This is a genomic window from Oceanicola sp. 22II-s10i, from assembly GCF_002210105.1.
Classification (GTDB): domain Bacteria; phylum Pseudomonadota; class Alphaproteobacteria; order Rhodobacterales; family Rhodobacteraceae; genus Pseudooceanicola.
On sequence record NZ_AQQU01000001.1, the window covers coordinates 1,311,075 to 1,323,065 of the forward strand.

Below are 11,991 nucleotides of genomic sequence, written 5' to 3' on the forward strand. Positions count from 1 at the left end.
CCTGTCTCAGGGCTGGGTCTTCAGCCACTCCATCACCGCCGGGCGCACCGACTGGTTGCCCTCGTTCCGCGCGGTCTCGATCACGCCGCGCAGGGCGTCGAGGTCGGTGCGCATCAGCAGCGATTTCACCGGACCGATGGAGGCCGGGCGCATCGACAGTGCCTTGAGGCCCATGGCGGTCAGGCAGATCGCCTCGATCGGGCGGCCCGCATCTTCGCCGCAGAACGACAGTGGCGTGCCGGTCGCCTCGCAGCGTTTCACGATGCCTTCGAGGAAGGTCAGGAACGACACGTTCAGGGTGTCGTAGCGCCGACGGACCCGCTCGTTCTCGCGGTCGGCGGCAAAGAAGAACTGCTTGAGGTCGTTGCCGCCGATCGACAGGAAATCCACGTCGCGAAAGAACTTGTCGGGGGCAAACGCCAGCGACGGCGTCTCGAGCATCGCGCCGACTTCCAGCGTCGCGGGCAGGGGGTGGCCGAGGATGCGTTCCCGATCCATCGCCTTGTCCACCTCGGCGCGGGCGGCCTTGTATTCCTCGTATTGCGCGACGAAGGGGAACATCACCGTCAGCGGACGCCCCGCCGCCGCCCGGATCAGCGCCTGCAGCTGCATCCGCATGACGCCCGGCTTGTCGAGGCCGACGCGGATCGCCCGCCAGCCGAGCGCGGGGTTCGGTTCGTCCGTGGGTTTCATGTAGCTCAGGACCTTGTCCGAGCCGATGTCCAGCGTGCGGAACACGACGCGCTTGCCATGCGCGGAATCAAGCACGCGGGAATAGAGCGCGGCCAGCTCGGTCCGGGTGGGCATCTTGTTGCGGATCAGGAACTGCAGCTCGGTCCGGAACAGGCCCACGCCCTCGGCCCCCGAGCCCTGCAGCGAGGGCAGGTCCGCCATCAGCCCCGCGTTCATCGTCAGCGCGATGGTCTTGCCGCAGAGCGTGACCGCCGGCTTGTCGCGGATCGAGGCGTAGCGTTCCTGCGCCTCTTCCTTCATCGCGATCTTGTCGCGGAAGGCGGCCAGGACCGTATCCTCGGGCCGCAGATGCGCGACGCCGTTGTCGCCGTCCACGATGATGTGGTCGCCGTTCAGCGCCTCGGTCGTGATCCGTTCGGCATGGATCACCAGCGGAATCGCCAGCGACCGCGCGACGATGGCGGCATGCGACCCGACAGAGCCTTCCTCCAGCACGATCCCGCGCAGCGAGCGGCCGTAGTCCAGCAGCTCAGCCGGACCGATGTTTCGTGCGACGAGGATCGGATCGGCGGGCAGTTCCGCCCCGGTTTCCTTGCCCTGACCCGTCAGGATGCGCAGCAGCCGGTTCGACAGGTCGTCGAGGTCATGCAGGCGGTCGCGCAGGTAGGCGTCGGTCGCCATGCCCATCCGGGCGCGGGCGGTGGACTGTTCCTTTTCCACGGCCGCCTCGGCGGACAGGCCGCGGCCCACGTCCTCCTCCATCCGCTTCATCCAGCCGCGGGAATTGGCGAACATGCGGTAGGCTTCGAGGATCTCGCGCTGTTCGGCATCGCCCTGCTGGACGCTTTGCAGCATCTGGTCGACCGAGACTCGCAGGCTCTCCACCGCCTCGCGCAGACGTTCGGTTTCGCGCTGCGGATCGTCGGCGATCGGGTTGGTGATGACGACGCGCGGTTCGTGCAGCCAGACGTGGCCCTCGGCGGTGCCTTCCTGTGCCGACAGGCCGCGGAACCCGACGGGGTTCTTGTGCCGCGCCGACAGCGCCGCGCCCTCGCCTATGAAGGCGCCCAGCTCGGTCATTTCGGCGAGCACCATCGCGACGACTTCGAGCGCGTAGATCTCGTCTTCGGAATACTGCCGCGCGGTCTTGGACTGGACGACCAGCACGCCCAGTTTCTCGCCAAGGCGCTGCACCGGGATGCCCGCGAACGAGGAGTAAATCTCCTCGCCCGTCTCCGGCATGTAGCGGAATCCGTGCTCACGCGGGGCGTCGGCGGTGTTCATCACGGTGCCAGTGCGAGCCACCCGCCCGACGAGGCCCTCGCCCAGCTTCATCCGGGTCTGGTGCACCGCCTCGGCCTTCAGGCCCTCGGTCGCGCAGAGCTCCAGCGTCTCGGCGTCGCGGAACAGGTAGATCGAACACACCTCGGTGTGCATCTCGGATGCGATCAGCTGTGTGATGCGGTCCAGACGTGTCTGGCCCGTCGCCTCCTCGGCCATGACCTCGCGCAGGCGGCCCAGCATCTGGCGGCTGTCGGTCTTGAAGGCGTCGGTCATCGGAGATGCGGGTCCTTGCGGCGAGTCCGTCGGTGAATAGACCATACAAGACGCGAAAGCGAAACGGCTAAGGATCGTCCGCATCGTGGAAATTGTTCTACGTGCACGCCCATACTGTGCACAAAATGGAAACGAATAAATGTCGTGGGCACGGGGCCGACAGCCTTCGGCCCCGCATTCGGTTCATGATCGGCGCAGACCGATCAGGCCTTTTCCAGTTCGAACGCGTCGTGCAGGGCCTGAACGGCCAGCTCCATGTACTTGCGGTCGATCAGGACGGAAATCTTGATCTCGGAGGTCGCGATCACCTTGATGTTGATCCCTTCGTCCGAGAGCGTCTTGAACATCTTCGCGGCAACGCCCGACTGCGAGCGCATCCCGATCCCGACGGCCGAAACCTTGGCGACGTCCTTGTCCGCGACCAGATCGCTGTAGTCGATGGAGCCGGCGGCCTTCGCCGCGCTCAGCGCCTTGTCCGCGCGCATGACCTGATCGACGGGGCACGAGAACGTCATGTCCGTCCGGCCCTCTTCGGCGATGTTCTGGATGATCATGTCGACATTGACGCCCGCCTCGGCCAGCGGGCCGAAGATCGCGGCGGCGATGCCGGGGCGGTCGGCGACCGAGATCAGCGTCATCTTGGCTTCGTCGCGGGAATAGGCGATGCCGTTGACCACTTTGGATTCCATGATGTCCTCCTCGGCACAGACCAGTGTGCCGGCGTTATCGTCCATTTCCTCGAAGCTCGACAGAACGCGCAGCTTCACATTGTAGCGCATCGCCAGTTCGACCGACCGAGTCTGCAGCACTTTCGCGCCGAGCGAGGCGAGTTCCAGCATCTCCTCGAAGGCGATGCGGTCCAGCTTGCGGGCCTTCGATGCGATGCGGGGGTCGGTGGTGTAGACCCCGTCGACATCGGTGTAGATGTCGCAGCGTTCGGCGTCGAAGGCGGCAGCGAAAGCGACGGCGGTGGTGTCGGACCCGCCCCGGCCCAGCGTCGTGATCCGGCCCTCGGGGCTGAGGCCCTGGAACCCGGCGACGACGGCGACCTTCATGCCCTCGGAGAACTTGGCGTTGATGTTGTCGGTCGGGATCTCCTCGATCCGGGCCGAACTGTGCGCCGAGTTGGTTTTCAGCGGCACCTGCCAGCCCTGCCAGGACCGTGCGGGAATGTCCATTTCCTGAAGGACGAGGGCCATCAGGCCGGCCGTGACGTTTTCACCCGAGGACACGACCGCATCGTATTCGCGTGCGTCGTAGAGCGGGGAAATCTCGCTGACCCAGCCGACCAGTTCGTTGGTCTTGCCGGCCATGGCCGAGACGATGACGATCACGTCATAACCCTTGGCGACCTCGACGCCCACGCGTTTCGCGGCGCGGCGGATCCGGTCGATGTTGGCGACCGAGGTGCCGCCGAATTTCATTACGAGTACGGGCATTCCATCCTGTCCCGGCTGTCAGGTTGCGCGGCGGTTTACGCGCAGGCGGGCGCGCGCGCAAGGTCGCGCGTGACGCAGGGGCCGGCCGGGCGATGTGGAATTGTGCAGCCGATTGCAGACGGGAAACATTCCGCAGATCAATTCTTAATTCCGCACGCTCAGGCCACAATTCCGCCGCAAAGGATTGAAATTCTCAACCTGCGGGTGTGGGGCCGGTTTTTTCTTCCTCTGTTTGTGTTTCGGCATGGGGCGGTCCCGGATCTTCAAAGACTGGAGACGAGAAAATGAAGAAAAAAGCGCTGGCCCTGTCGAGATTGCCGTATCTCGCGCATATCCTGATGGCCACGCTCACGATCATCGCCCTCGGGTTCGTGATCGTTCGCCAGGAAAACGCCCGGTACACGACCTGGGAGCGTGATCTGGTGGCGCGGGACATCGTAGACATCGCGGAGGTGCTCGAAGAAAAGCTCTTCGGGATGGAGCTGATCGCCGATCGTCTGGCGACGATCGCGACGATATCCGACGTCATTCCCGATCAGCTGCTGTCTGACAGCGCCGCCGCGCTGGTCGACCGGCATCCCGACATCGTCTCGGTCGCGATCGCCCCGGATCTCAAGGTCAGCCATGTCGCGCCGGCAATCGGCAACGAGCAGGTTCTGGGACTGGATTACCGCGAGGTGCCGAACCAGCTCGCCTCGATTGCCCACGCCTACCGGTCGCATACCCCGATTCTGTCTGGCCCGATTTCGCTGGTCCAGGGCGGGCGGGGATATGTCGCGCGGTATCCGGTGTTCATTCCGGCCGGGCCGTCCGGTACGGAAAAGTTCTGGGGCGTGATTTCCATCGTCTTCAACGAAAACGGCCTGTTCTCGGGCGGGATGGGCGAGGCCAACTTTACCGGGCCGCTGGACCTGTCGCTGCTGGCCAATACCGAGCTGGGTCGCTGGGGCAGCAAGGTGTTCGGCGACACCACCGTGCTGGACCGGGATCCGGTGTCGCATGTCGTGACGCTGTTCGCGGCGGACTGGACGATTTCCGCCGTGCCGTCGGCGGGCTGGACCCGTTTTTCGCCCAACATGGTGCCGATCATCCTGATGATCGCCGTCGCCTCGACCTTCGTGATCGGCGCGATCATCTGGATCAGGAACCTGCAGAAACAGAGCGAGCGGGCGCACAAGCTGCTGTCGAACGCGGTCGAGGCGCTGGACGAAGGCTTCGTGCTCTATGACGAGCGGGACAAGCTGGCGGTCTGGAACTCCAAGTTCGCGCGGTTCTATGAAACCGCGATCCCCGAAATGCGCGCCGGCCTGCGGTATGAAACGCTGATCCGCATCGCCTCCAAGCTGCCGCAGCCGACCGAAGACGGCTATGACGAGGAACGCTGGGTGCAGTCCCGCCTCGCCGCGCACAAGGACGGGCAGGAATTCCTGTATCTTCAGGCGGACGGGCGCTGGCAGAAGGTGTCCGAAGCCCGCACCGAAGACGGGTTCTCGGCCTCGATCCTGTCGGACATCACCGAACAGAAGGCAGCACAGGCGCTGGCCGAAGAGGCCAACCTGCAGAAAACTGAATTCCTGTCGAACGTCACTCACGAGTTGCGGACCCCGCTGACGGTCATCAACGGCTACGCGCAGATTCTGCAGCAGTCCATGTTCGTGCCGCAGCGCGCCCTGCTGGAACAGGCGCTGGCCGCCGAACCGCTGGATCCGCAAGCGGTCAGGACCGCGGCGGCGGATTACGACAAGGCCATCTCGCAGTTCAGCGAAAAGATCGACGGATCCTCGACGCATATGCTGCGCCTCGTGAACGACTTGCTGGACTGGGCCGAGGTCGAGCGCGGCAAGGCCAAGATCAAGCCGCAGGATCTGCTGGTGTCCGAAGTCTTTGCCGACATCGTCGAGGACCTGCGCGCGCAGGCCGAGGACAAGGGCCTGCAGCTGACCACCCATTTCGAAGAGGCGCAGCTGCACGCCGATCCCAAGCGGCTGAAGCAGGTGCTCTACAACCTGATCGGGAATGCCATCAAGTTCACCGACGAGGGCAGCGTCAAGGTCACGGCCAAGGTGATGGACGAGACGATCCGCTTTACCGTTCAGGACACCGGCTGCGGGATCGCGGCGGACGATCAGGACCGCATTTTCGAACGCTTCCAGCAGGCGGACGGGTCGAACACCCGCGCCTATGGCGGGTTCGGGCTGGGGCTCGCCATTGCCTCGCAGATCGTGGAAAGCCACGGCGGGCGCATCGCTGTCGCCAGCAAGCTGGGCCGGGGCAGCCGGTTCAGCTTTGAAATGCCGCGCACCTGCGAAGGGTCCGTGTTCGCCGCGCCCGAGAACAAGGCGGCCTGATCCCGTCAGATCGCGTGGGGGCGACCGTCCCAGTTCATGAAACAGCCGGTGGTGCCGGGGGACAGGTCCGCGAATCGCGTGCTTAGCCCCTCGGCGCTTTCCCGCGGTGAGATCGCCGCCGATGTCCCGCCCATGTCGGTGCGCACCCAGCCGGGGTGGTAGATGCCAACCGGGATGCCGTCGGACTTGAGCAACGTGGACAGGTTCAGCCCGAGGTTCAGCGCGGCCGCCTTGCTGACGCGGTAGATCAGCGAATTGCCCTTGGCGAGCGTAGACGATCCCATCTGTGACGAGATGATTGCGATCTTGCCCGTGGCGGCGCGCAGGTTCGGCAGCAGTGCCTGCACGCAGAGGAAGGGCGCGGTCACGTTCACCGCCAGTTCCTCGGCCCACATCTCGGCCGGATAGCCGGTGTCGAGCGTTTCGTTCCGGTCGGGCAGGATCCCCGCGTTGCAGACCAGCAGATCGACCGGTTTGCCGGCCAGTGCCTTGCCGAAAGCGGTGATGGAGGCTGCATCCGTCATCTCGACCGCATGCAGGCCGTCCTCACCCTTGCGCGAGGTGCCCGTCACCTCGTGCCCCGCGGCCTCGTAAATCCGGCGCAGTTCGGCGCCGACCCCGCGGCTCGCGCCGGTGATCACGACATGCATGTCAGGTCCTTCCGTATCAGTTCGATTTGCGCCCGGTCATGAAGGGCAGGGGCGCGACGGGCACGCCGTCCTCGATCAGGCTCTTGGCCTCGTCCAGCCGGGCCTCGCCACGGATGGCACGCTTGGGCTTCTCGCCCTCGTGGATCGCGCGGGCCTCGCGGGCGAAGTCGCTGCCGACATCCTCGGTCTCGGCCTCGATCCGGCGGCGCAGCTCGGCCAGCGCCTGTTCGGCGGCCGTGCGGGGCTGTGACAGGGGCCGCGCCTCGGCCTCGTCGCGCGATTTCGCGATGCGCGGGGCCATGACCGCCTTTTCCACCCCGTCCGACCCGCAGACCGCGCAGGAGACATGGCCGGCCGCGGCAAGCTTGTCGAAGGCTTCGGCAGACTGGAACCAGCTGTCGAAGCGGTGATCTTTGGGGCATTTGAGCGAAAACTGGATCATCTGGCCTGGTCCGCACCTATCTACATGAAGATATTCACGGAACCGGCAAGTTCAAGCAGATGCTCAAGGCTTGAAGTGCTTGGGATCGAAGTCGCGGATCATCTGTGCAAGTGGCGGCTCGATCACCCGCGACGCGGCCTTCTTGCGGCTCAGCCAGTCGCGGCGGCGCTGGCCCTCTTCCGGGAAGTCGGATTTCAGGCGGGACACCCGGACCGGGAACAGCACCACGGTGCAGGGCAGCGCCGAACCGTCGGGCAGCAGCTTGTCATAATCATACGTTCCGACCGGTTTCTCGATCACGCGTCCCACGACCCCGGCTTCCTCGAATGCTTCGCGCAGCGCGGCCTCGGCCGGGGTGCGGCCCGTCATCGGCCAGCCCTTGGGCACGATCCACCGGCGCGTCCCGCGCGAGGTGATCAGCAGTATCTGAGGCTTGTCCTTGACGATCCGATAGCAGAGCGCGCCGAATTGAAGCCGCCGTTCCGGTGAAGTCGCTGCGAAATTCGTAAGTGACAGGTCCACGGGATTGAGTGCGTTCACGGCGGGATCGGCTCGGCCTCGGTATAGTGTTTTTGGGTTGAGGAAAGATTACCAGAAAAACGGGCCCGTAAATAATGAAAATGCGATGACGGGCCCACGGCTGGTGATTGCGGCTGTTCCGCCCCGCAACTGCTGCTAGCTTGCGCAGGACAGACCGAGGAGGAGACATCATGGTCAAGACCCGCACGCACAGCTATTCCGACGGCACCACCGAATTCGTGGGCTACGTGGCCGAACCCGACACCATCGACGGCACCCGCCCCGCCGTCCTGATCGCCCCGGCCTTCATGGGCCTGCGCGACTTCGAAATTGAGCAGGCGCGGCGGCTGGCCGAACTGGGCTATATCGCCTTCGCCATGGACTATTACGGCGGGGGGTTCCGGACCGAGAGCCGGGAAGAGGCGGCGGTCCAGATGAAGACCGTCAACGACGACCGCAAGATGCTGGCCGACCGGATGGTCTGCGCGCTGGACGAGATGAAGAAACTGCCCGGCGTGGATGCGGCCCGGACGGCGGCCATGGGCTATTGCCTCGGCGGCAAGGCGGTGCTGGACCTCGCGCGGACGGGGGCCGACTTCAGGGTGTCGATGCCGCTGCACGGGATTTTCGACAAGCCGAACTTCCCGACCGAGAAGATGAAATGCGCCGTCGTGCTGCTGCACGGCTGGGACGATACGCTGGCCAAGCCCGACGCGGTCGTCGCCATCGCCGAGGAACTGACCGAACATTGCGAGGACTGGGAAATACTCGGTTTCGGCCACACCCCGCACGCCTTCACCAACCCGGCGGGTGCGGGCTATCGCCAGACCTCGGCCGACCGCAGCTGGCGCTGGCTGACCTCGACGCTGGAGGAACACCTCGGCTGACCCCCGATCCGGGCATCTTCCGCATGACGGGATTTGTCACGGGTAAACGCAGGCCGCCCGGTGCATGGTCATACCTGTTCCGGGCGACTTACCTGTCTCCACCGTCCGGGACGAAACCAGACCGGAGGTGAGGTCATGAAACGGGTTACCATCCCTGCTGTCGTCCTGGCAGCCGCCCTTCTTCTCCTCTTCGGGGCCTACCTGGCCTTGTCCGGTCCGGCCCTCGCCGACGAGCAGGGTGAGGGAATGGTGGTGGCGGGTCTGTCCGAGGGGCAGGGTCCTGACGCTGGCGTGTCGCCTGTCCCGTTTCAGGGCAGGCCCGCCGCCGCCTCTGTGTCGGAGCGACCGCAACGCTTGCCATAACGGCACCGGGCAGGGCAGATTTGCGCCATGTGGAAAGTCATTTCAGCACTCCTACTCATTTCTCTAAGCGCCCTGCCCGGGGCGGCGCAGGACACGCGCGCCTCGATCCGTGACCGCGTCTTCATGACGGCCCAGAGCGGCCAGAGCTCCACCGCCGGCAAGGCGCTGGCGCAGGCCGCGACCCGGATCGCCGCCGGAAGTTCCGACCTTGCCGCGCTGCTGCGCGAACGTCAGGACACGGCGGACCGGCTGGACGTGCTGAACGACCGCCTCGCCGGTGCCGCGCTGGAAACCGGGGCCGCCAGCGAACAGACGGTCGCCCGCCTGCGCACCAACATCGCCGAGGCACGATCCCGCCTTGCCGCGCTCGACCGCGACCTCGACGCGCGATTCCCGGATTTCCGCGAACTGACCAACCCTCGTCCGCTGTCGCGCGAGGCGCTTCAGGCGCTGCTGCGTGACGACGAGGCGCTGGTGATGACCTTCACCGACGAAAGCTTCTTCTACGTCTGGGCGATCTCCAAGACCAAGGCCGACTGGTATCGCCACGAGATCCAGTCGTCCGAGATCACCACCCGCGTGCAGGCCCTGCGCGCGCAGCTGTCGGTCACGGCCAACAACCGTGGCGGCCTCTCGCTGAAACAACAGGATCGGGGCGATGTGCAGCCCTTCGACCGGACGCTGTCGTTCCAGATCTACACCGACCTCTTCGCACCGCTGGAACATGTGTTCGGCGACGCGCGGCACGTGATGATGGTCCTCGACGGCCCGCTCACATCGCTGCCGCCCGCGATCCTCGTCACCGAGGCGCCGCAGGGGGCCGACGACAGCGCCGCCGCCCTGCGCAGCACGGCCTGGCTGCTGCGGCGGCACGCCCTGACCACGCTGCCGTCCGTCTCAGCGCTCAAGGCCCTGCGCCGCGCCGGTGCGGCCGAGGCGGTGGACCGGGCGGATGTGCCTTTCGTCGGCTTCGGCAACCCGCTGCTCGGCTACAGCCTGATGGCCGCCGCCGAGACGGGGACCACCCAGCAGGTCGTCACGCGCGGCGTCTACGAGGACGTCACCCGCGTCGCCGACCTGTCGCCGCTGCCCAACACCGAATCCGAACTCAGGGCGCTGGCCCGGACCATGGGCGCCGACGACAGCGCGCTCTACCTCGCATCTGCCGCGACCGAGCGGAACGTGAAGGAAGCCGACCTGTCGCGCGCTCGCATCCTCGCCTTCGCGACCCACGGCCTGCTGGCCGACGGCCTGCCGGGGCTCGAGGAACCGGCGCTGGTCTTTACCCCGCCGGATCAGCCTTCGCCCGTCGACGACGCGCTGCTGACGGCGACCGAGGCGGCACAGCTGAACCTCTCCGCCTCTCTCGTGATCCTGTCGGCCTGCGACACGGCGGGCAGCGACGGCACGCCGGGATCCGAGGGCCTGTCGGGCCTCGCCCGCGCGTTCATCTACGCAGGCGCCCGCGCGATCCTCGTGTCGCACTGGCCGGTCGACGACTACGCCGCCCGTGTCCTGACCACCGGCATGCTCTCCCGGATGCAGGGCGCAGATGCGCTCGACCGGGCCGAGGCGCTGCGCCGCTCGACGCTCGCGATCCTCGACGACACCTCGGAGGCGCGTTTCGCGCATCCCCGGATATGGGCGCCCTTCGTGGTGGTCGGCGAAGGCGCCAGCGACGCGGGCTGAGCACCCGCACCGCCGCTTCAGATCGCTGCGGAGTGGCGCGCCTGGCTCATCACGTAGGCGTCGAAATGGCGCGCGACCATCCGCGTGAGCGGCCGGGCCGCGACAGGTATGCTGAGCCCGCGGTCCGAAACCTCCAGCAGACCCTCGAACCGGTCGTTCACATCATCGAACATCCGGCGCAGATCCGCCGCGCCGATTCCGTGCTGCGCCACGATCTCTTTGGAGCGGACCTCGAAATCGCACATCAGCGCCTCGATAATGCGTCCGCGCAGCCGGTCGTCGGCGCCGAACACATGGCCGCGCGCGGTCGAGAACTGGCCGTCGCGGATCGCCGCCGTATGCAGCGAGGTCGCCGAGGCGTTCTGCGCATAGCCCTGCGGAAACTGCGAGATGGACGAGGCGCCGACACCGATCAGCACATTGGCCGGATCGTCCGTATAGCCCTGGAAATTCCGCCTGAGCCGGCCGGCCCGTTGCGCCGCCGCGAGCCCGTCATCGGGCAGCGCGAAATGGTCGATGCCGATTTCAGCGTAACCATCCCAGCGGAACAGCTCCGCCGCAGTCTCGAACAGCGCCAGCCGCTCGGTCGGGGTGGGCAGCGCATCGGAGGGCAGCAGAGACTGCCGCCGCGCCATCCACGGCACATGCGCATACCCATAGAGCGCCACCCGGTCCGGGGCGAGCGACAGCAGCTTCTGCACGCTGTCGGTGATCTTGGCGGGCGTCTGGTGCGGCAGGCCATAGAGGATGTCCGCATTCAGGCTGTAGACTCCCTGCGAACGGATCAGTTCGACCGCGTCGCGGGTGGCCTCATAGCTCTGGATCCGTCCGATCGCCAGCTGGATGTCCGGGTCGAAATCCTGCACCCCGACCGAGGCGCGGTTCATCCCCGCCTTCTTCAGCGCCAGCGCGCGGGGCAAGTCGATCTCCTTGGGGTCGATCTCGACCGAGAACTCGTAGTCATGGGTGAACGGGGCGACCTCGGCGATGGCGCCGGCCAGCTCCTCGATCATGCCGGCGGGCAGCAGGGTCGGCGTGCCGCCGCCCCAGTGCAGCCGCGACAGCCTGACCCCCGGCGCCAGATGCTCGCGCAGCATCGCAAGCTCTGCCTTGAGCGTGTCGAGATAGGCGGCAATCGGGCGGTCGCTCTGGGTGCCCTGTGTGCGGCAGGCGCAGAACCAGCACAGCCTGCGGCAGAACGGCACATGCACATAAAGCGATATGTCCGACCGCGCGGGAATGGCGCGGATCCAGTCCGAAAACTGGCCGGATCCGACGGTATTGCTGAAGTGTGGGGCCGTGGGATAGCTCGTATAGCGCGGAACTTTCGCGTCAAAGAGACCCAGCCGTTCAAGTTGCGTTTCGCGTTTCATGCGCGTAGCTATGAAGGGGCGAACAGGACTT

At 66.1% G+C, this 11,991-nt stretch carries 9 protein-coding genes; 3 read left to right on the plus strand and 6 right to left on the minus strand.

All coding sequences use genetic code 11. The features are described from left to right. Positions 1 to 6: 6 nt before the first annotated feature. Positions 7 to 2,250, minus strand: coding sequence for a phosphoenolpyruvate--protein phosphotransferase (gene ptsP / locus ATO6_RS06490; protein ID WP_088623077.1), 2,244 nt, complete (start codon positions 2,248 to 2,250; stop codon positions 7 to 9). A gap of 203 nt (positions 2,251 to 2,453) precedes the next feature. Beyond that, positions 2,454 to 3,689, minus strand: coding sequence for an aspartate kinase (locus tag ATO6_RS06495; RefSeq protein ID WP_088623078.1), 1,236 nt, complete (start codon positions 3,687 to 3,689; stop codon positions 2,454 to 2,456). 284 nt (positions 3,690 to 3,973) lie between these two features. On the opposite strand from ATO6_RS06495, the gene ATO6_RS06500 reads away from it, so the two are divergent. Continuing rightward, positions 3,974 to 6,037 carry an ATP-binding protein gene (locus ATO6_RS06500; RefSeq protein WP_088623079.1) on the plus strand — a complete coding sequence of 688 codons (2,064 nt, stop codon included), beginning with the start codon at positions 3,974 to 3,976 and terminating at the stop codon, positions 6,035 to 6,037. 5 nt (positions 6,038 to 6,042) lie between these two features. Here the strand turns inward: ATO6_RS06500 and ATO6_RS06505 are convergent, their stop codons facing one another. The 3 genes from ATO6_RS06505 to ATO6_RS06515 all read right to left on the minus strand — a co-directional run bounded on the left by ATO6_RS06505 (position 6,043) and on the right by ATO6_RS06515 (position 7,669). Next, positions 6,043 to 6,687 carry an SDR family NAD(P)-dependent oxidoreductase gene (locus ATO6_RS06505; protein WP_088623080.1) on the minus strand — a complete coding sequence of 215 codons (645 nt, stop codon included), beginning with the start codon at positions 6,685 to 6,687 and terminating at the stop codon, positions 6,043 to 6,045. 16 nt (positions 6,688 to 6,703) lie between these two features. Beyond that, positions 6,704 to 7,129, minus strand: a complete 426-nt coding sequence (locus tag ATO6_RS06510) for a DUF1178 family protein (RefSeq protein ID WP_088623081.1) — start codon at positions 7,127 to 7,129, stop codon at positions 6,704 to 6,706. A 63-nt stretch (positions 7,130 to 7,192) separates the two neighbouring features. Beyond that, entirely contained in the window at positions 7,193 to 7,669 is a 477-nt protein-coding gene (locus tag ATO6_RS06515; protein WP_254919079.1) for an NUDIX hydrolase, read from the minus strand. Between the two features lie 170 nt (positions 7,670 to 7,839). Here ATO6_RS06515 and ATO6_RS06520 point away from each other — a divergent pair, with 170 nt between their 5' ends. After that, positions 7,840 to 8,535: a dienelactone hydrolase family protein gene (locus ATO6_RS06520; RefSeq protein ID WP_088623082.1), complete on the plus strand. Its 696-nt coding sequence runs from the start codon at positions 7,840 to 7,842 to the stop codon at positions 8,533 to 8,535. Positions 8,536 to 9,021: 486 nt separating this feature from the next. Beyond that, positions 9,022 to 10,587: a CHAT domain-containing protein gene (locus tag ATO6_RS06530; protein WP_176440846.1), complete on the plus strand. Its 1,566-nt coding sequence runs from the start codon at positions 9,022 to 9,024 to the stop codon at positions 10,585 to 10,587. 17 nt (positions 10,588 to 10,604) lie between these two features. On the opposite strand, the gene hemN is transcribed toward ATO6_RS06530, so the two are convergent. Then, entirely contained in the window at positions 10,605 to 11,960 is a 1,356-nt protein-coding gene (hemN, locus tag ATO6_RS06535; RefSeq protein WP_088623085.1) for an oxygen-independent coproporphyrinogen III oxidase, read from the minus strand. Positions 11,961 to 11,991: the final 31 nt, after the last annotated feature.

Bases quoted from the DNA above. Each gene is read 5' to 3' on its own strand.
- ptsP (WP_088623077.1), bottom strand. From the start codon at position 2,250: ATGACCGACGCCTTCAAGACCGACAGCCGCCAGATGCTGGGCCGCCTG.
- ATO6_RS06495 (WP_088623078.1), bottom strand. From the start codon at position 3,689: ATGCCCGTACTCGTAATGAAATTCGGCGGCACCTCGGTCGCCAACATC.
- ATO6_RS06500 (WP_088623079.1), top strand. From the start codon at position 3,974: ATGAAGAAAAAAGCGCTGGCCCTGTCGAGATTGCCGTATCTCGCGCAT.
- ATO6_RS06505 (WP_088623080.1), bottom strand. From the start codon at position 6,687: ATGCATGTCGTGATCACCGGCGCGAGCCGCGGGGTCGGCGCCGAACTG.
- ATO6_RS06510 (WP_088623081.1), bottom strand. From the start codon at position 7,129: ATGATCCAGTTTTCGCTCAAATGCCCCAAAGATCACCGCTTCGACAGC.
- ATO6_RS06520 (WP_088623082.1), top strand. From the start codon at position 7,840: ATGGTCAAGACCCGCACGCACAGCTATTCCGACGGCACCACCGAATTC.
- ATO6_RS06530 (WP_176440846.1), top strand. From the start codon at position 9,022: ATGACGGCCCAGAGCGGCCAGAGCTCCACCGCCGGCAAGGCGCTGGCG.
- hemN (WP_088623085.1), bottom strand. From the start codon at position 11,960: ATGAAACGCGAAACGCAACTTGAACGGCTGGGTCTCTTTGACGCGAAA.